At 59.7% G+C, this 18,683-nt stretch carries 15 protein-coding genes; 4 read left to right on the forward strand and 11 right to left on the reverse strand.

Annotation, left to right across the window (positions count from 1 at the left end; genetic code table 11):
* The first annotated feature begins 203 nt into the window (after positions 1 to 203).
* On the forward strand, positions 204 to 644 hold the full coding sequence (locus KUF73_RS23660; protein ID WP_218440425.1) for a carboxymuconolactone decarboxylase family protein: 441 nt from the start codon (positions 204 to 206) through the stop codon (positions 642 to 644).
* Between the two features lie 23 nt (positions 645 to 667).
* On the opposite strand, the gene KUF73_RS23665 is transcribed toward KUF73_RS23660, so the two are convergent.
* From KUF73_RS23665 to KUF73_RS23680, 4 genes are all read right to left on the reverse strand, one after another.
* Entirely contained in the window at positions 668 to 2,260 is a 1,593-nt protein-coding gene (locus KUF73_RS23665; RefSeq protein ID WP_218440426.1) for a DHA2 family efflux MFS transporter permease subunit, read from the reverse strand.
* Entirely contained in the window at positions 2,257 to 3,378 is a 1,122-nt protein-coding gene (locus tag KUF73_RS23670; RefSeq protein ID WP_218440427.1) for an HlyD family secretion protein, read from the reverse strand. Before KUF73_RS23670 ends, KUF73_RS23665 begins: the two co-directional genes overlap by 4 nt.
* A gap of 1,177 nt (positions 3,379 to 4,555) precedes the next feature.
* Entirely contained in the window at positions 4,556 to 5,737 is a 1,182-nt protein-coding gene (locus KUF73_RS23675) for an acetyl-CoA C-acyltransferase family protein (RefSeq protein ID WP_218440428.1), read from the reverse strand.
* On the reverse strand, positions 5,734 to 6,516 hold the full coding sequence (locus tag KUF73_RS23680; RefSeq protein ID WP_218440429.1) for an enoyl-CoA hydratase-related protein: 783 nt from the start codon (positions 6,514 to 6,516) through the stop codon (positions 5,734 to 5,736). The genes KUF73_RS23675 and KUF73_RS23680 overlap by 4 nt, the downstream gene beginning before the upstream one ends.
* 217 nt (positions 6,517 to 6,733) lie before the next feature.
* On the opposite strand from KUF73_RS23680, the gene KUF73_RS23685 reads away from it, so the two are divergent.
* The 3 genes from KUF73_RS23685 to KUF73_RS23695 are packed head-to-tail and all read left to right on the forward strand — an operon-like array spanning position 6,734 to position 10,191.
* Positions 6,734 to 7,837, forward strand: a complete 1,104-nt coding sequence (locus tag KUF73_RS23685) for a polyamine ABC transporter substrate-binding protein (RefSeq protein WP_218440430.1) — start codon at positions 6,734 to 6,736, stop codon at positions 7,835 to 7,837.
* A 30-nt stretch (positions 7,838 to 7,867) separates the two neighbouring features.
* The gene (locus KUF73_RS23690) at positions 7,868 to 9,286 is read left to right on the forward strand and encodes an aminotransferase (protein ID WP_218440431.1); all 1,419 of its coding nucleotides are present in this window, start codon (positions 7,868 to 7,870) and stop codon (positions 9,284 to 9,286) included.
* Entirely contained in the window at positions 9,283 to 10,191 is a 909-nt protein-coding gene (locus KUF73_RS23695; protein ID WP_218440432.1) for a LuxR C-terminal-related transcriptional regulator, read from the forward strand. The genes KUF73_RS23690 and KUF73_RS23695 overlap by 4 nt, the downstream gene beginning before the upstream one ends.
* Positions 10,192 to 10,336: 145 nt before the next feature.
* Here KUF73_RS23695 and paaZ read toward each other — a convergent pair whose 3' ends face one another.
* From paaZ to paaK, 7 genes are all read right to left on the reverse strand, one after another.
* Positions 10,337 to 12,391, reverse strand: coding sequence for a phenylacetic acid degradation bifunctional protein PaaZ (gene paaZ, locus KUF73_RS23700; protein ID WP_218440433.1), 2,055 nt, complete (start codon positions 12,389 to 12,391; stop codon positions 10,337 to 10,339).
* A 146-nt stretch (positions 12,392 to 12,537) separates the two neighbouring features.
* Positions 12,538 to 13,614, reverse strand: a complete 1,077-nt coding sequence (gene paaE / locus KUF73_RS23705) for a 1,2-phenylacetyl-CoA epoxidase subunit PaaE (protein ID WP_218440434.1) — start codon at positions 13,612 to 13,614, stop codon at positions 12,538 to 12,540.
* A 33-nt stretch (positions 13,615 to 13,647) separates the two neighbouring features.
* Positions 13,648 to 14,181, reverse strand: a complete 534-nt coding sequence (paaD, locus tag KUF73_RS23710) for a 1,2-phenylacetyl-CoA epoxidase subunit PaaD (protein ID WP_218440435.1) — start codon at positions 14,179 to 14,181, stop codon at positions 13,648 to 13,650.
* On the reverse strand, positions 14,168 to 14,929 hold the full coding sequence (gene paaC / locus KUF73_RS23715; RefSeq protein ID WP_218440436.1) for a 1,2-phenylacetyl-CoA epoxidase subunit PaaC: 762 nt from the start codon (positions 14,927 to 14,929) through the stop codon (positions 14,168 to 14,170). Before paaC ends, paaD begins: the two co-directional genes overlap by 14 nt.
* Positions 14,930 to 14,937: 8 nt before the next feature.
* Positions 14,938 to 15,219 carry a 1,2-phenylacetyl-CoA epoxidase subunit PaaB gene (gene paaB / locus KUF73_RS23720; RefSeq protein WP_218440437.1) on the reverse strand — a complete coding sequence of 94 codons (282 nt, stop codon included), beginning with the start codon at positions 15,217 to 15,219 and terminating at the stop codon, positions 14,938 to 14,940.
* 194 nt (positions 15,220 to 15,413) lie between these two features.
* Entirely contained in the window at positions 15,414 to 16,403 is a 990-nt protein-coding gene (paaA, locus tag KUF73_RS23725; RefSeq protein ID WP_008032385.1) for a 1,2-phenylacetyl-CoA epoxidase subunit PaaA, read from the reverse strand.
* An 889-nt stretch (positions 16,404 to 17,292) separates the two neighbouring features.
* Entirely contained in the window at positions 17,293 to 18,618 is a 1,326-nt protein-coding gene (gene paaK / locus KUF73_RS23730; RefSeq protein WP_218440438.1) for a phenylacetate--CoA ligase PaaK, read from the reverse strand.
* Between the last annotated feature and the right edge of the window lie 65 nt (positions 18,619 to 18,683).

Consider the following 18,683-nt stretch of genomic DNA (forward strand, 5'->3'; position numbering starts at 1 on the left):
ACTCAATTCGGGCATCCGTGGCCTGAGTGCAATTAAGAATTGATCGCATTCTAGTGGCCATGACCGATTGATGGCAATTCTCATTTAGTACTTTATTCAAGGACAGTGGTCAGTGGCCTCCTCAACTTCTGAAATATTGGCTATTTGTGCAATGGGTCCGGGAGGCTAACGTATCTACACACCCACTTGCCCTGGAGCACGCCATGAAAGCCCGCATCGATTTCTACACCGCCTCGCCTGACGCCCTCAAGGCGATGATTGCCCTGGAAACCGCCGTTTCGAAACTGCCGCTGGAAAAGACCCTGATCGAACTGGTCAAGCTGCGCACTTCGCAAATCAACGGCTGCGCGTTCTGCCTCGACATGCACAGCGCCGATGCCCGCAAGGGCGGTGAAGACGAGCGTCGTCTGGCCACCCTGTCGGCCTGGCGCGAAACCCCTTTCTTCACTGACCGTGAACGCGCTGCCCTGGCCTGGACCGAGTCCGTGACCCTGGTGAGCCAGACTCATGCGGCAGACGAAGACTACGAACTGGCCGTCGCTCAGTTCAGCGCCAAGGAAATGGTCGACCTGACCGTCGCCATTACCACCATCAACGCCTGGAACCGCCTGGCGATTGGTTTCCGCAAAATGCCTCAGGCCTGATCGTTCAGGCACAGTGTCGAGGCTCAATGCGCATCGGCACTTGGCGCGGCGGGTGGTTGCACCTTGCGCATCAAGGGCACCATCGCCGTGGCGATAATGAAGCAGACCATGATCATCAGAAACGCGTCGCCGTAGGTTTGTGTCTGCGCTTCGCGATAGGTCAACAGCCAGAGTTGATGCAGGCTGGCGGTCACACCAACATCGCCGCTCTGGCCCAGGGCGGCGAAGTTGTTTCCGACCTGGGACAACCACTGGTTGAGCGCCTCGTTGGTGCTGTTGAGGTTCTCCGCCAACCGTGTGAAATGCAGGTTGGTGCGGTCATTGAGAATGGTTGCGCACGCGGCTATGCCGATGGCTCCCCCCAAATTTCTCATCAAATTGAACAACCCTGAAGCATGTTTGAGCCGTGCGGGCGCCAGTCCGCCGAGAGTCAGGGTCACCGCTGGCGGCACCGCCAATTGCTGGGCAATCCCGCGCAGGGCTTGCGGCAACATCAATTCCCTGGCCCCCCAGTCATGGGTGATGGGACTGAAATCCCACATCGATAAAGCGAACAAGCCAAGGCCGGTCATCATGATCCAGCGCAGATCGACACGGTTGGCCAGAAAGGCGTACAGCGGAATCGCCATGATCTGGAACACCCCGGTGGAGAAAACCGCCAGACCAATGTCCAGCGCACCGTAGCCACGCACCCGGCCGAGAAACAGCGGCGTCAGGTAAATGGTGGCGAACAGGCCGATGCCGGTGACGAAGGAAAAGAAACAGCCGAGCGCGAAGTTGCGGTCTTTCAAGGCGCGCAGATCGACGATCGGGTTGGCCACATGCAAGGTCCGGCCAATGAATGCCAGACCAGCCAGGCCACTGATCCACGCTGTGGTCAGAATTGTGCGGTCGCTGAACCAGTTCCAGCGCGGGCCTTCTTCCAGGGTGTATTCCAGGCAGCCGAGAAACAGCGCCAGAAACACCATGCTTATATAGTCGGCGCCTTTGAGCAGCGAGAGTTCCGGCTGGTCAATCTTCACCAGCATCGGCACCGCGACCGCGACGAAAATCCCCGGCAAGAGGTTGATGTAGAACAGCCAGTGCCAGGAGGAAATATCAGTGATAAAGCCTCCGATCACCGGGCCCAGGGTCGGCGCCAAGGACGCCACTGCGCCGATGGTCGCGGCGGCGATTACCCTTTGCTTGCCGGTGAAGAAAAAGAACGCGGTGGTGAACACCAGCGGAATCATCGAACCGCCAAGAAACCCTTGCAGAGCACGAAAGGCGATCATGCTCTGGATGTTCCACGCCGCGCCGCAGAGCAGGCTGGCGAGGGTGAAGCCCACGGCGGAGGCGCAGAACAACCAGCGCGTTGAAAACACCCGCGACAACCAACCGGACAGCGGGATCACGATGATTTCGGCGATCAGGTAGCTGGTTTGCACCCATGCGGTTTCGTCGGTGCCGGCCGACAGCCCGCCGCCAATGTCACGCAACGACGCCGAGACGATCTGAATATCCAGCAGCGCAATGAACATGCCGATGCACATGCTGGCGAAGGCGAAAACCTTGGTCGCCGTCGCCATGTTGGTGGGGTTGAACGGTTGCGCGGGGGCGGCGATTGAACGGCTCATGGTGCGCTGGCCACGGCTGGCGTTTCAGGCTCCTTGCCGGTGTCCACTTCAGCGGTGACCGAAAGGCCTGGGCGCAGATGGCCGAGCACGCCGTCGGCCGGATCGAGGTGGATGCGCACCGGCACCCGTTGCACGATCTTGGTGAAGTTGCCCGTGGCGTTTTCTGGCGGCAGCACGCTGAACTGCGCGCCGCTGGCGGGGGCGAGGCTGTCCAGGTGACCGTGGAACTCCTGCCCGGACAGCACGTCGGCGTGAATGATTACCCGTTGTCCGGGCAACATGCGCGCCAGTTGGTCTTCCTTGAAGTTGGCGTCGACCCACAAACCGCTGCTCGGCACCACCGACAGCAGTTGCGAACCGGCCTGAGCATAAGCGCCGAGCCGTGCCCGACGATTGCCGATCACGCCATCCACCGGCGCCCGCAGTTCGGTGTAGCCAACGTTTAATTGCGCCAGATCACGTTCGGCCTTGGCCTGGATCAACGCGGCGCGAGCTTGCTGTTTTTGGGTTTCGATCACGTTCAACTGACGTTGGGAAGCCAGCAGCTCAGCCTGGGCGCGATTGCTTTGGGCCTGGGCGGTCTTGAAGGTGGCGTTGGCGCGTTGGGCGCTTTCCACCGAGACGGCGTTGGTGGTGACCAGTTTTTTGTAGCGTGCATCGTCGTCCCGGGAGCGGGCGGTTTCGGCGCCGGTGGCATCAATGCCGGCGCGGGCCTGGCCGATAACGGCTTGTTGCAGTTGCTCGGTGGCGTCGAGGTTGGCGAGCAAGGCTTCCTGCGCTGCTACCGCGCCTTCGGCCTTGGCCAGGTTGGCGCGGTAATCGCGGGAGTCGAGACGGATCAGCACGTCACCGGCCTTGACCTTCTGGTTGTCGGTCACCAGCACTTCATCGATGTAACCCGCCACTTTAGGGCCGATCACTGTCACGTCGCCACCGATATAGGCATCGTCGGTTTCTTCGATGAAACGACCGGTTGTCCACCAATGCGCGGCGTACACACCGGCCAGCACCAGCACAGCGATGCCCACCGTCGGCAGCAGCACGCGTTTGATCAGGGGGCGCTTGGGAGTGTTCACCGGCACAGCAAGGTCGGGTTCAACGGTGGGCATGCTGGTCATGGAGAGATTACCTGTCGAAAGCGGCGTTTAATTACGTACGTAATATGACGCATGTCATATTTTGTAGCAATTGGTTTTTGATGCCGGTCGTCAGGTGCTGTGTTGGGTCGGGGGACTGTGCAAAAAACCATGTAGGAGCCGCCGCAGCCTGCGATCTTTTGATCTTGATCTCAACGACAGGATCAAAAGATCGCAGCCTCGTTGCACTCGGCAGCTCCTACAGGGATAGCAGGCATCGCAAATGTTCGGGTGTCCCTTGCCAATGTAGGAGCTGCCGAAGGCTGCGATCTTTTGATCTTGATCTCAACGACAGGATCAAAAGATCGCAGCCTCGTTGCACTCGGCAGCTCCTACAGGGATAGCAGGCATCGCAAATGTTCGGGTGTGTCTTTCCAACGTAGGAGCTGCCGCAGGCTGCGATCTTTTGATCTTGATCTCAACGACAGGATCAAAAGACCGCAGCCTCGTTGCACTCGGCAGCTCCTACAGGGATTGCAGGCATCGCAAATGTTCGGGTGTACCTTGCCAATGTAGGAGCCGCCGCAGGCTGCGATCTTTTGATCTTGATCTCAACGACAGGATCAAAACATCGCAGCCTCGTTGCACTCGGCAGCTCCTACAGGGATCGCAGGCATCGCAAATGTTCGGGTGTGTCTTGCCAATGTAGGAGCTGCCGCAGGCTGCGATCTTTTGATCTTGATCTCAACGACAGGATCAAAAGATCGCAGCCTCGTTGCACTCGGCAGCTCCTACAGGTATCGCAGGCATCGCAAATGTTCGGGTGTGCCTTGCCAATGTAGGAGCTGCCGAAGGCTGCGATCTTTTGATCTTGATCTCAACGACAGGATCAAAAGATCGCAGCCTCGTTGCACTCGGCAGCTCCTACAGGGATTGCAGGCATCGCAAATGTTCGGGTGTGTCTTGCCAATGTAGGAGCTGCCGCAGGCTGCGATCTTTTGATCTTGATCTCAACGACAGGATCAAAAGATCGCAGCCTCGTTGCACTCGGCAGCTCCTACAGGGATAGCAGGCATCGCAAATGTTCGGGTGTGTCTTTCCAACGTAGGAGCTGCCGCAGGCTGCGATCTTTTGATCTTGATCTCAACGACAGGATCAAAAGACCGCAGCCTCGTTGCACTCGGCAGCTCCTACACAGCTCCTGCACGGAGGTGGGGGATTAGGTGCGTTCGAAAATCGCCGCAATCCCTTGGCCACCACCAATGCACATGGTCACCAGTGCGTAACGACCATTGGTGCGATGCAGTTCGTGGATGGCTTTGGTGGCGATGATTGCGCCGGTTGCACCGACTGGGTGACCGAGAGCAATGCCCGAGCCGTTCGGGTTGACTTTGGCCGGGTCCAGATCGAGTTCCTGGCTGACGGCGCAGGCCTGTGCCGCGAAGGCGATGTTGGCTTCGACTACGTCCATGTCGGCGACGGTCAGGCCCGCACGCTTGAGCGCCAGGCGCGTAGCGGGGATCGGGCCCAGGCCCATCAGTTCAGGTTCGACACCCGCATGCGCGTAGCTAACCAGGCGGGCGAGGGGGCGCAGGTTGTTGACCTGAACCGCAGCTCCGGTGGCCATGACCAGCGCGGCGGCACCGTCGTTCAGGCCGGAGGCGTTGCCGGCGGTGACCGAGCCGTCCTTCTTGAACGCCGGCTTCATCCCGGCCAATTGTTCCAGGGACGTGGCGCGCGGGTGTTCATCGACGCTGAACAGTTTGGTGCCCTTGCGATCCTGGATTTCCACGGTAGCGATTTGCTCGCTGAAGTAGCCGTTGGCAATCGCATGAGCGGCGCGCTTCTGGTCTTCGAAGGCCAGCGCATCCTGCATTTCGCGGGTGATGCCGTTGCGCGCAGCGACGTTTTCGGCAGTGATGCCCATGTGAATGTTCTGGAACGGGTCATGCAGGATGCCGAGCATGTAGTCGATGGCCTGAACGTTACCCATGCGCGCGCCCCAACGGGCGGACGGCAGCAGGTACGGGCCACGGCTCATGGATTCGGCACCGGCACCGATGGCGATGTCCGCGTCGCCGAGCAACAGGGTTTGCGCCGCGCTGATGATGGCTTGCAGGCCGGAGCCGCACAGGCGGTTGACGTTGTAGGCCGGGGTTTCTTTCGGGATGCCGGCGTTCATCGCCGCGACACGCGAGATGTAGGCGTCGCGGGTTTCAGTCGGGATCACGTTGCCCATGACCAGATGCCCTACCAGCGCCGGGTCAACGCCGGCCCGTTGCAGGGCGGCTTTCACGGCCGTGGTCGCCAGGTCGGCCGGCGGCACGTCCTTGAGGGAACCGCCAAAGGTGCCGATGGCGGTACGGGCGGCGCTGACAACGTAGATTTCTGGGGTGTTCATGGCTGGTTTCCTTTCGGTGAATTCTTATCAGTACTGCGATTGAGCAGGGCGTTCAAGGCCGTTTTCGCTTCATCGCTGTTCAGGCGCTGGATGAACAACAGGTTCTCCTCGCGCAGGGTGGCTTGCAGTTCGGCCATGCCGGGCTGCTTCATCAATTGTCGGGATAGGCGCAAGGATTCCTGGGGCATGGCCAGTAGACGATGGGCGAGGCGGGTCGCCGCCGCCAGGCATTGCGACCCGTCGTCGAACGCTTCATTGGCCAAGCCCCACGCCACCGCTTGGCTGCCGTCCAGGCTATCGCCCAACAGCAGCAAGCGCGCGGCGCGGGCCTGACCGACCAGACGCGGCAACAGCAGGCTGGCGCCGAATTCCGGACACAAGCCGAGGTTAACGAAAGGCACGCGCAGCTTGGCATTACGGGTCACCAACACTTGATCGCAATGCAGCAGCACGGTGGTGCCGATGCCCACTGCGGCGCCGCACACTGCGGCAATCAGCGGTTTCTGCAGGTGGGTCACGGCGCGCATCAGGCGAAATGCCGGGCTGTCCAGGTGGGTGGGCGGCTGCTCCAGAAAATCCACCAGGTCGTTGCCGGCGGTGAAGCAGTTCGGGCCACCGGTGAGGATGATCACTCGGACTGCATCGTCCTCGTCAGCCGCAAACAGCAGGTCGGCCAGGCGTGTGTACATGCCGTTGGTCAACGCGTTGAGCTTGTCGGGGCGGTCGATGGTCAGCGTCAGCACGCCATCGTTATGTTCTTGTTTGATCAGGTCAGTCATTGATGGCTCTGGCAGAGTCGATTCAGTGGGCACTTTAAGCGTCAGGCAAGCCCCGCAGCTATGACAAAACGGGTCAACCGGCCTGATGCTTTTTGCCATATGGCAGTGCAAACCGGGGCACACACCCATTCGGGGTATGGTGCCGCCCGGTAAATCCGCCAATAGTTGCTGCATCCGCTCATCCAGAGCCGAACTCGCTTGATAAGGTGAATGTGCAATGCGCAAGACACTGAGGGTGATTTCCAGTCTGTTCGTTTTTCCGTTGATGATGAATGCCCACGCCGCCGAAGTGGACGACAGTAAAACGCTGCGGCTCTACAACTGGGCGGATTACATAGGCGAGAAAACCCTGGCGAATTTTGAAAAAGCCAGCGGTATCAAAGTCATCTACGACACCTTTGATTCCTATGAAACGGTGCAGGCCAAGTTGCTGACCGGCCACTCCGGTTACGACCTGATCGTGCTCAATGCGTCCCTTGCGCCGCCGCTGATCCAGGCCAAGGTGTTCCAGCCGCTGGATAAAAAATTGCTGCCGGGCTGGAGCAATCTTGACGGGAAAGTCTTGCATGACCTGCAAGGGTATGACCCTGGCACGGCGTACTCCGCGCCCTATACCTGGGGCAGCAATGGCGTGACCTACAACGTCGACAAGATCAAGGAACGCATGCCGGACGCGCCGATCGGTTCGTTGGCGATGATCTTTGATCCGAAGATCGTTTCGCGCTTTGCTGACTGCGGCGTGACGTTGCTCGATGCCCCCACCGAAGTCATTCCCATGGCCCTTAAGTACCTGGGGCGTGATCCCCTGAGTGCTGCGCCGGAAGATCTGAAAGCCGCGCAGGATTTGCTGTTGTCGGTCAGGCCTTACATCCGCAAGTTCGACTCGGTCAATTACCTGACCAGCCTGCCTAATGGTGACGTGTGCATGGCCATGACCTGGTCCGGCGACTACGCGACGGCCATGGCCCGAGCCGAAGAAGCCAAGAAGGACATCAATCTTGCCTACTTCATTCCCAAGGAAGGTTCGCTGATCTGGTTTGACAACATGTACATCCCGGCCGATGCGCCGCATGTCGCCAATGCCCACAAATTTCTTGAGTACCTGATGCAGCCACAGGTGATGGCCGATGTGAGCGATTTCATCAATTACGCCAACAGCAACGCGGCGGCCACCCCATTGCTCAATGCCAGTGTGCGCAACAACCCGGCGATTTATCCCGATGACGTCATTCGTCAGCGGCTGTTCCCGCAGAAAACCCAGGATGCGAAAGCCATGCGCGCCATGACACGCGTCTGGAGCACGGTGAAAAGCGGGATCTGATCGTTCAATTATTCTCTTTGAGGTTTTTGTATGGCGACTCCAACCAAGAAAGTGTTCTCGACAGCGGAACAGGCGGCACTGGTCAAGGCTGACAAAGCCCATCACATGCACGGTTACCACGTATTCGACGAACACGCCGAGCAAGGCTCCCTGAATATCGTCGCCGGTGACGGTGCCTATATTTACGACACCCAGGGCAACCGCTTTCTCGATGCAGTGGGCGGCATGTGGTGCACCAATATTGGTTTGGGCCGTGAGGAAATGGCCGAGGCGATTGCCGATCAGGTCCGCCAGTTGGCTTACTCCAATCCGTTTTCCGACATGTCGAACAACGTGGCCATTCAGTTGTGCGAAAAACTCGCCAGCCTGGCGCCCGGTGATCTCGATCATGTATTCCTGACCACAGGCGGCTCCACCGCCGTGGACACCGCCTACCGGTTGATCCAGTACTACCAGAACTGCCGAGGCAAACCGGAAAAGAAACACATCATCGCTCGTTTCAATGCGTATCACGGCTCAACCACGCTGACCATGTCCATCGGCAACAAGGCCGCCGACCGCGTGCCGGAATTCGACTACGCCAACCCTCTGATTCACCACGTCTCCAACCCCAATCCGTATCGCGCACCGGACGGCATGGACGAGGCGCAGTTCCTGGAGTTTCTGGTCAAGGAATTCGAAGACAAAATCCTGTCGATTGGCGTGGATAAGGTCGCCGGTTTTTTCGCCGAGCCGATCATGGGCTCGGGCGGGGTGATCATTCCGCCAAAGGGTTACCTCAAGCGCATGTGGGAAGTCTGCCAACGCTACGACATCCTGTTCGTCGCCGACGAGGTGGTCACTTCGTTCGGTCGCCTGGGCAAGTTCTTTGCATCGCTGGATGTCTTCGATGTGCAGCCCGACATCATCACCACTGCCAAGGGCCTGACCTCTGCGTACCTGCCGCTGGGCGCGTGCATCTTTTCCGATCGTATCTGGAAGGTCATCGCCGAACCGGGCACCGGGCGCTGCTTTACCCACGGTTTCACCTACAGCGGCCATCCGGTGTGCTGCACGGCGGCGTTGAAGAATATTGAAATCATCGAGCGGGAAAATCTGCTGGCGCACGTCGACGACGTGGGCGGCTATCTGGAGCAGCGTCTGGCCACGCTCAGCGATTTGCCGCTGGTGGGTGATGTGCGTTGCCAGAAATTGATGGCCTGCGTGGAGTTCGTCGCCGACAAACGTACCAAGGCGTTGTTCGCCGACGAGATCAATATCGGCGAGAAAATCCATTCCCGCGCACAGGCGCGGGGCCTGCTGGTGCGGCCGATCATGCACCTCAATGTCATGTCGCCGCCGCTGATTCTGACCTATGAACAGGTCGATGAAATTGTGGAAATCCTGCGGGTGTGCATTCTCGAAGTGGCGGCCGAGCTGGAAGCGAGCGGCCAGTACTTCGGCCAATGAGTTCGCCACACAGGCTTTTACCAACGCCCTGCGGACCCGCTAGACTGCGGGGCATGACCAAACCAAACGACGATACGCTGATCGCAATGCCCTTCGGGGCATTGCATAAATGGCATGGGGGAATGCGCGAGGCATTCGCCCATATCGACGAGCCTGACGCGCTGCAATATCTGGCGTGCGCGTTGACGCGATTGGTGTCCGTCGAATCGATGATGATCAGCCTGGAGCGCAAGGATCGCGCGCCACAGTTGCTGCATCAGCGCGGTATTCCACAGGAGTATCAGAGCTCGATGCTCGACCGCTATTTTTCCGGGGGCTATTTGCTCGACCCATTCTGCCTGGCGGTGGAGCAGGGGTTGGCGCAAGGGTTCTATCATCTGGAGGAAATTGCCCCGGACAACTTCTTCGACAGTGACTATTACAAGACCTATTACCTGAAGGCGAACTGTTCGGAAGACAGCTACTACATCGTCGATACCGGCAATGACACGAAGATTTCCGTCAGTCTCTTTCAAGGTTCCGGCGGGGAATGCTTGCGGGTTGAACAGCTGAATCTGCTGCGCGCGGTCGAGCCGCTGGTGCGCGAATTTGTCAGCGAGTTCAGTCAGCGTGGCCTGCAGCGCAATAGCGAAATCCAGAGCGAAGAGGCCCAGGGGCTACGCGACGATCTCAAACATCGGGTGCAGTCGGCGTTCGAGCAATTCGGCTGTGATCGGTTGACCGAGCGCGAGCGGCAAGTGGCGCACATGGTGCTGAGGGGGCACTCGGTGAAGTCCACCGCGAGTCAGATGGGCATCTCGCCGGAAACCGTGCGCATGCACCGCAAAAATCTGTATGTGAAGCTGGAAGTGGGGTCGCAGTCGGAACTGTTTGCGTTGTTTATCGAGTGGTTGCGCAAGCATTAAAGTCAAAAGATCGCAGCCTTCGGCAGCTCCTACATGGACGATGAACATCCGCGATTTCGCGGGCGTACACAAACCCTGTAGGAGCTGCCGAAGGCTGCGATCTTTTGATCTTTCTGGGGAGCGAGCAAGCTCGCTCCCCAGAAACTTACTCCTCGCGCTTAACCACCAAGGTCAAAATGTCATAACTGGCCACCAGCTCACCCAACTGGTTGGTCACCTCCACATCCCACGCCACCACCCCTTGCGGGACGCCCTGCGGGCTCTTTTTGCCCTGGTCGATCTTGCGTTTGCAAGTCAGGCGCGCCTGGATGGTGTCGCCGATGCCCACCGGGTTGATGAAGCGCAGGGTGTCGAGGCCGTAGTTGGCCAGCACCGGGCCGACGCCGGGGGATACGAACAGCCCGGCCGCCGCCGACAGCACGAAGTAACCGTGGGCGATGCGCTTGCCGAATTGCGATTCCTTGGCGGCGATGTCATCGAAGTGCATGTAGAAGTGATCGCCCGACAGGCAACCGAAGTTCACCAGATCCGCCTCGGTGACGGTGCGGCGGTGAGTCAGCAGCGACTCGCCGATCTGCAGGTCCTGGAAGAAGCGACGGAACGGATGGACCTCGGTTTCGATGACCTTGGCGCCACGTACGTATTCGCCAGTCACTGCCGCCAGCATGGTCGGCGAACCTTGTACCGCCGCGCGTTGCAGGTAGTGCTTCACCGCACGCAGGCCGCCGAGTTCTTCACCGCCACCGGCGCGACCGGGGCCGCCGTGCTTGAGCTGTGGCAGAGGCGAACCGTGACCTGTGGATTCGCCCGCGCAATTGCGATCCAGCACCAGCAAACGCCCGTGCAATGCAGCCGCTACCGGGATCGCTTTAGCAGCGATCTGTGGATCTTTAGTGATCAGACTCGCCACCAGACTGCCTTTGCCGCGAGCGGCCAGAGCCAGTGCTTCGTCGAGATCGTCGTAAGCCATCAAGGTGCTGACCGGACCAAACGCTTCGATATCGTGGGCGCCGCCTTCGGCATGCGGGTCGCGGGCTTGCAACAGGGTCGGGGCGAAGAATGCGCCCTTGTCGACATGTTCACCACGTGGCTCGAAGCCGTCGCGGACGCCGAACAGCATGTCGCTGCTCTGCAACAGGCTTTCCAGGCGCTCGGCCACGTCTTTCTGTTGATCGTGGGACGCCAGTGCGCCCATGCGCACGCCTTCCACCGACGGGTCGCCGACCACGACTTTGGCCAGACGATCACGCAGGCGCGTGGCGACCGCATCGATGTGTTTGGCCGGGACGATGGCGCGGCGAATGGCGGTGCATTTCTGTCCGGCCTTGGTAGTCATTTCCCGAGCGACTTCCTTGATGAACAGCTCGAACTCTTCATCATCCGGGGTCACGTCCGGCGCGAGGATTGCGCAGTTCAGCGAGTCGGCTTCAGCGGTGAACGGCACCGAATTACGGATCAGGTTCGGGTTGACCCGCAGCTTGGCCGCTGTGTCGGCGGAACCGGTGAAGGTCACTACGTCCTGGCCTTGCAGGCGGTCGAGCAGGTCACCGGTGCCACCGATGATCAATTGCAGACTGCCCGTTGGCAGCAGGCCGGATTCGTCCATCAGGCGCACCACGGCTTCGGTCAGGTAGCTGGTGGCGCTGGCCGGCTTGACGATGCACGGCATGCCGGCAAGGAAGCTCGGCGCGAATTTTTCCAGCATGCCCCAGATCGGGAAGTTGAACGCATTGATGTGCACCGCGACGCCGCCGCGAGGCACCAGGATGTGGGTGCCGGCGAAGGTGCCCATTTTGCTCAGCTGCATCGCCGGGCCTTCATGGACGACGTTGCCCGACGGCAGTTCCCGCGAGCCGAGGCCGGCGTAGGTGAATAGCGTGCTGTTGCCGCCTTCGATGTCGATCCAGCTATCGGCGCGGGTGGCGCCGCTGTGGTGGGAAATCGCGTAGAGCTGTTCTTTGCGTTCGCTCAGGTACAGGGCGATTGCCTTCAAGCGTTGGGCACGCTGTTGAAAGTCCAGCGCCATCAGCCCGCTGATGCCTTGACGGCGGCCGTGCTCGATGGCTTCGGCGAAGTCCGGGCGCTCTTCATGGGTGTACGCGATTTCATGGCCGTCGATGGCGCTGCGCAGCACCTGGGCGCCGTGTTGGCCGATCCAGCGACCAGCGATGAAACTTTGCAGGGTAGGGGCGTGAGACATGTTGGCTCCTGGAATCAAAATATGAGGTTGCCGGGCTTGTTCGAACATGTAGGAGCTGCCGAAGGCTGCGATCTTTTGATTTTTGTTTTCAAAATAAAGATCAAAAGATCGCAGCCTTCGGCAGCTCCTACATGTTCTGCGCGGTGTCAGAGCTGGTCGAAATCCAGCACCACTTTGTCGCTGATCGGGAAGGCCTGGCACGACAGCACGTAGCCGGCGGCCACTTCGTAGTCTTCCAGCGCGTGGTTGCTGTCCATTTCCACTTCGCCTTCGATGACTTTGCATTTGCAGGTCGAGCACACGCCGGCCTTGCACGAGTAGGGCAACTCGGCACCCTGGGCGTTGCCGGCATCGAGGATGCTCTGGCTGTTGCGCGGCAGATCGAACGCCAGGGCGCGGCCGTCACTGATCACGGTGATCTGGCTCACCGCGGCGTCTACCTGACGCGCCGCCTCGCGGGCTTCGCGTTTTTGCTGGCTGCCAGCGGCGGCGAACAGTTCGAAATGGATGCGCTCAGGCGCCATGCCCTTGGCCTTGAGGCTGTCGCGCACGGTCTCGGTCATTTCCTGCGGGCCGCAGATGAACGCGGCATCGAGGGCTTTGACGTCGAGCCAGCGGCTGAACAGTTGCTCGCATTTCTCGGCGTTGATTCGGCCGTTGTACAGGTCGACATCCTGCTGCTCGCGGCTGAATACAAAGATCAGGTTCAGGCGTTGCAGGTAGCGGTTTTTCAGGTCTTCGAGCTGTTCGCGAAACAGCGCGCCGGAGCTGGAACGGTTGCCGTACAACAGGGTGACGCGGCTGTGGGGTTCGGTTTCCAGGGTAGTCTTGATGATCGACAGGATCGGCGTGATGCCGCTACCGGCGGCTACTGCCAGATAGCTGCCATGGCGAGTCGGGTCGAGTTCGACGCAGAAATGCCCGGCCGGCGGCATCACTTCCAGGCTGTGCCCGGCCTTGAGCTGTTCGTTGGCAAATGCGGAAAAACGCCCGCCCGCCACACGCTTGATCGCGACCCGCAGTTCACCGTCATTGACCCCGGTGCAGATCGAATAAGAACGACGGACTTCTTCGCCATCCAACTGGGTACGCATCACCAGGTGCTGGCCCTGGGTGAAGTGAAAGCTGTCTTGCAGATCCTGCGGAATCTCGAAGGCGATGGACACCGCATCACGGGTCTCGGTGCGCACGTCCTTGATGGTCAGGCTGTGAAATTTACTCATTATTGTTCTCCTGCTGGGACGGCCGATCGCCGCTCAGATGCACTTGAAATAGTCGAACGGTTCCCGGCAATCGACGCAGCGATACAGCGCCTTGCACGCGGTGGAGCCGAACTCGCTGAGCACTTCGGTGTGGGCGCTGCCGCATTGCGGGCAGAGGATCACCGGGCTTTCACCGAGCAGGCTGCGTTTGCTGCTGCTGCCTTCGGGCGGTGCGATGCCGTAGGCGCGCAGGCGCTCACGGCCGCTGTCGGTGATCCAGTCGGTGGTCCAGGCCGGGGTCAAGCGGCGTTCCAGGTTCGGTGCGTTGAAACCGGCGTGTTCCAGCGCGGCACGGATGTCGCCCTCGATCACTTCGGTAGCGGGACAGCCGGAGTAGGTCGGGGTGACCACCACATGCAGATGACCGGCCTGCCAGTCGAGATCGCGGACAATGCCCAGGTCGACCACGCTGACCACCGGCACTTCCGGGTCCATGACTTCTGCCAAAATCGCCCACGCGGCGGCCAGGTCAGTCGGTTGTGCCGACCGGGCGCCGAGGTCGCTGGCGATCAACTCACCAGGTTGCATCGGGGTACGCTCGTGGCAGGAATTGCATTTCGGCCAGCAGAATGCCCAGGTGTTCGGTGTGCAGACCCTTGCGTGCATTCAGGTAGAAATAGCTTGGTGCGGCGGGCACGGGCAGGGTAGCGCTGGCGAAAATCGCTTCTACTTTGGCCTGCCAGGCCGCAGCCACTTGCGCGGTGTCCGGGGTGATGCCGGCGGCGCACAGGCGTTGTTCGCTGTCGTCGGCGCTGGTCAGTTCGACGGTGAAACGCCAAACCTCAGGGATCGCCGCGAGCATGCGCTGGTGACTTTCCTTGGTGCCGTCGCCCAGACGCTCGACCCATTCGCCGGAACGGCGCAGATGGTAAGTGACTTCCTTGACGGCTTTGGCGGCGATTCCGGCGATGCGCTCATCGCTGGACTGGCTCAGGCCGCTGAGCACTTGCAGGTGCCAGGCGTCATATAGGAACTGCTTGAGGATGGTCACCGCGTAGTCGCCGTTGGGTTGTTCCACCAGCAGCAGGTTGCGATAGGCGCGCTCGTCACGGCGGAACGCCAGGTGATCGGCGTCGCGGCCGTCGTCCAGCAGTTCGGCGGCGTAATCCAGCCAGTTGCGCGCCTGGCCCACGAGGTCGAGGCCGACGTTCATCAGCGCCAGTTCTTCTTCAATCGCAGGGGCGTGACCGCACCATTGGCACAGGCGCTGGCCCTGGATCAGGGCGCTGTCGCCGAGACGCAGCAGGTATTCGATCAGATCGGTCTTGTTATTCATGGTCGACCTCACATGTGCCCGACTTCGGCCGGCAGATCGTAGAAGCTGGCGTGGCGGTAGACCTTGTCGTCCGAGGGATCGAACAACGGGTCTTTTTCGTCAGGGGACGAAGCGGTGATCAGCGCCGAAGGCACGACCCACAGGCTGACGCCTTCGCTGCGACGGGTGTAGAGCTCGCGCGCGTTCTCGATGGCCATCGCGGTGTCGGCGGCATGCACGCTGCCGACATGCTTGTGGTTGAGACCGTGCTTGCTGCGCACGAAGACTTCGAAGAGGGTCCACTCGGACATTTCAATTACTCCAAATCGTTTGCTTCTGTAGGCGCTGCCGCAGGCTGCGATCTTTTTTGGCGGCTTTGAAACCGTCGAAGATCAAGATCAAAAGATCGCAGCCTTCGGCAGCTCCTACATGGTTTGACCGGCTCCTGTAGGAGCTGGCGTAGCCTGCGATTTTTTGGCGCCCAGGAAGCCGCCGCAGATCAAGATCAGGCAGCGTTCTTGTTTTGTTTTTTACGGGCGTGGGCAACAGCGGCTTCACGAACCCAGGCGCCGTCTTCAATCGCCTTGCGGCGAGTCGCGACGCGTTCCTGGTTGCACGGGCCGTTGCCCTTGAGCACTTCGTAGAATTCGCTCCACTGGATTTCGCCGAAGTCGTAATGGCCGCGCTCCGCGTTCCACTTCAAGTCCGGATCGGGGCAAGTGCAGCCCAGCAGCTCGAGTTGCGGGATGGTCTGGTCGATGAAGCGCTGGCGCAGCTCGTCGTTGCTCTGGCGCTTGATTTTCCAGGCCATGGATTGAGCGCTGTTCGGCGAGTGTTCGTCACTTGGGCCGAACATCATCAGCGACGGCCACCACAGGCGGTTGATCGCGTCCTGGACCATGTCTTTTTGCGCCTGATTGCCATGACGCATCATGGTCAGGAGGATTTCGTAGCCCTGGCGCTGGTGGAAGCTCTCTTCCTTGCAGATGCGCACCATGGCCCGGGAGTAGGGGCCGTAGGAGGTGCGCTGCAATACCACTTGGTTAACGATTGCCGCGCCATCCACCAGCCAGCCCACCGCACCCATGTCGGCCCAGTTCAGCGTCGGGTAATTGAAAATGCTCGAATACTTGGCCTTGCCGCTGTGCAGCTTGGCGATTTCTTCATCGCGGTCGGCACCCAGGGTTTCCATGGCGCTGTACAGGTACAGGCCGTGACCGGCCTCGTCCTGAATCTTTGCCATCAATTGCAGTTTGCGTTTGAGCGACGGCGCACGGGTGACCCAATTGCCTTCAGGCAGCATGCCGACGATTTCGGAGTGGGCGTGCTGGGAAATCTGCCGGATCAGGGTTTGCCGATAAGCATCTGGCATCCAATTCTTGGCTTCGATCTTGATTTCTGAATCGATTTTTTCCTGGAAGGCGCGTTCCTGTTCGGACATCTCCGACAGGTCCTTGATGCGCTTTACGCCGGTTTCTACGAGCTGTGCGTACATGGGGGGTCTCCCGCCTTGAATCTATTCGAGGGCATGGAGAACTTTATAAGCGATACAGAAATTAATATCAAACATAAAATAACGTGTCGTATATGTTTTTGTATCGCTTTGGGATGGATGGTTGGTTTTTGGGATTGGTTATGGGGGAATGTCCGATTCTTCGGTAACGGCATCTTATGGTTTCGCCCTTACGGCGAGTCACTTTGGAAAAGCCCCAAAGTAACCAAAGGGCTCTTGCCCCTTTCGTTCGGTGCCTCGCTAATGCTCGGCATGCCCTCGCTCCGGTCCTGCTCCGTGGGCCCGCCGCGATCGGCCATCCATGGCCGTGCGCGGCTAACCCGGCATCCATGCCGGGTTGCCCACTGCGCAGAACCTGCGCTCGGCCTCTCGATGGGGCAAGAAGATCAAAAGCCAAAGCAAAAGCGAGGCGGCCTGACAGCCGACCTGATTCCAAGCGAACGCATTCCCTGTAGGAGCTGCCGAAGGCTGCGATCTTTTGATCTTGCTGTTGCTGTTGCTGTTGGCTCGGCTTGGAACCCGTCATTTTTTTGCTTTGCCTCCAGGGATAGAGGTAGATCCAAAGCCATGCAAAATTAAAATCAAAAGATCGCAGCCTTCGGCAGCTCCTACAGAGGGAAATGCGTACTCACCCCGACCAGGCCGGCCGGTAGGCCGCCTCGCATGCTTTTGCGATACACGCCTCCTCACGCCCTGAGCCTGGGCGAAGGGCGTGAGGGGGCAAGAGCGCTTGGTTACTTGGGGCCGGGCGGCGTTCCGTTTCTCCAAGTGACCCGCCGTAAGGGCGGAACCAGTAGTCGCCATAACCAAAGAAATGGATATGCACTCAAAAAAAACCCCGCAAAAAGCGGGGCCATAAAGGGTGCAGCAGTCATGCTTTAGGACGTTTATCCAACACGTGGCAAGCCTTGCCCTCAGACCGTTTGATCGAATGAAACGGCTGCAAAACGATCCGCGAACTGATCCCGATATACGTCTTGATGTGTTTACTCAACTCCCCACAAATCGCCTTCTGCTGTTCATCGTTCAGATGCTGATGTTCAGCCTTCAACTCGACATGCACGTCAACGCTGTCCAGGTTGCCATTGCGATACAGATGGATCTCATAGCACTCGGCAAGTTGTTTGACTTTCAGCACCTGCTCCTCGATCTGCGTCGGGAACACGTTGACCCCGCGAATGATCAGCATGTCATCGCTGCGTCCGGTGATCTTGTCGATGCGTCGCATCGGCCGTGCAGTGCCCGGCAGCAGGCGCGTCAGGTCGCGGGTGCGGTAGCGGATCATCGGCAGGGCTTCTTTGCTCAGGGAGGTGAACACCAGCTCACCCATCTGACCGTCCGGCAGCACTTCGCCGGTGACCGGGTCGATGATTTCCGGGTAGAAGTGGTCTTCCCAGATGGTCGGGCCGTCCTTGGTTTCCGCGCATTCCATGGCGACACCCGGCCCCATGATTTCCGAGAGCCCGTAGATGTCCAGGGCGGTGATGCCCAGGCGTTGCTCGATGGCGCTGCGCAGCTCGGCGGTCCACGGCTCGGCGCCGAAGATGCCCAGGCGCAGGGCCAGTTTGTGCGGGTCGATACCCTGGCGCTCGATTTCATCGGCGATGTTGAGCATGTAGGACGGCGTGACCATGATGATGTCCGGCTGGAAATCCTTGATCAACTGAACTTGTTTTTCAGTCTGGCCGCCAGACATCGGGATCACAGTGCAACCCAGGCGTTCGGCACCGTAGTGCGCGCCCAGGCCGCCGGTGAACAGGCCGTAGCCATAGGAAATATGCACTTTGTCGCCCCGACGCCCGCCAGCGGCGCGAATCGAACGCGCGACCACGTTGGCCCAGGTGTCGATGTCGTTCTGGGTGTAGCCGACGACGGTCGGTTTGCCGGTGGTGCCGCTGGACGCGTGCAGGCGCACGATGTCGTGCATCGGTACGGCGAACATGCCGTAGGGGTAGTTGTCACGCAGGTCGGATTTGGTGGTGAATGGAAATTTCGCCAAATCGTCGAGGGACTTGATGTCGTCCGGGTGCACGCCCAACGCATCAAAGCGCTGACGGTACAGCGGCACGTTGTTGTAGGCGTGGTTCAGGCTCCAGCGCAGGCGTTCCAGCTGGTGCTGACGGAGTTCGTCGACACTGGCGGTTTCCAGCGGGTCCAGCACAGGATCAAGCACGGATTGGGCAATTGGCATGTTCATGACTTCACTCGAATTGTTTTTGTGTTCCAGCCCTTTCGCACAAGGGCTTTGAGTGCATGACCCAA

It is taken from the genome of Pseudomonas sp. PD9R (assembly GCF_019200975.1).
Lineage (GTDB): Bacteria > Pseudomonadota > Gammaproteobacteria > Pseudomonadales > Pseudomonadaceae > Aquipseudomonas.

Coding starts and splice junctions, on each gene's coding strand:
- KUF73_RS23685 (WP_218440430.1), top strand. CDS start 6,734: ATGCGCAAGACACTGAGGGTGATTTCCAGTCTGTTCGTTTTTCCGTTG.
- paaB (WP_218440437.1), bottom strand. CDS start 15,219: ATGTCCGAGTGGACCCTCTTCGAAGTCTTCGTGCGCAGCAAGCACGGT.
- KUF73_RS23670 (WP_218440427.1), bottom strand. CDS start 3,378: ATGACCAGCATGCCCACCGTTGAACCCGACCTTGCTGTGCCGGTGAAC.
- paaC (WP_218440436.1), bottom strand. CDS start 14,929: ATGAATAACAAGACCGATCTGATCGAATACCTGCTGCGTCTCGGCGAC.
- KUF73_RS23660 (WP_218440425.1), top strand. CDS start 204: ATGAAAGCCCGCATCGATTTCTACACCGCCTCGCCTGACGCCCTCAAG.
- KUF73_RS23690 (WP_218440431.1), top strand. CDS start 7,868: ATGGCGACTCCAACCAAGAAAGTGTTCTCGACAGCGGAACAGGCGGCA.
- paaK (WP_218440438.1), bottom strand. CDS start 18,618: ATGAACATGCCAATTGCCCAATCCGTGCTTGATCCTGTGCTGGACCCG.
- paaZ (WP_218440433.1), bottom strand. CDS start 12,391: ATGTCTCACGCCCCTACCCTGCAAAGTTTCATCGCTGGTCGCTGGATC.
- KUF73_RS23680 (WP_218440429.1), bottom strand. CDS start 6,516: ATGACTGACCTGATCAAACAAGAACATAACGATGGCGTGCTGACGCTG.
- KUF73_RS23665 (WP_218440426.1), bottom strand. CDS start 2,260: ATGAGCCGTTCAATCGCCGCCCCCGCGCAACCGTTCAACCCCACCAAC.
- paaA (WP_008032385.1), bottom strand. CDS start 16,403: ATGTACGCACAGCTCGTAGAAACCGGCGTAAAGCGCATCAAGGACCTG.
- paaD (WP_218440435.1), bottom strand. CDS start 14,181: ATGCAACCTGGTGAGTTGATCGCCAGCGACCTCGGCGCCCGGTCGGCA.
- KUF73_RS23675 (WP_218440428.1), bottom strand. CDS start 5,737: ATGAACACCCCAGAAATCTACGTTGTCAGCGCCGCCCGTACCGCCATC.
- paaE (WP_218440434.1), bottom strand. CDS start 13,614: ATGAGTAAATTTCACAGCCTGACCATCAAGGACGTGCGCACCGAGACC.
- KUF73_RS23695 (WP_218440432.1), top strand. CDS start 9,283: ATGAGTTCGCCACACAGGCTTTTACCAACGCCCTGCGGACCCGCTAGA.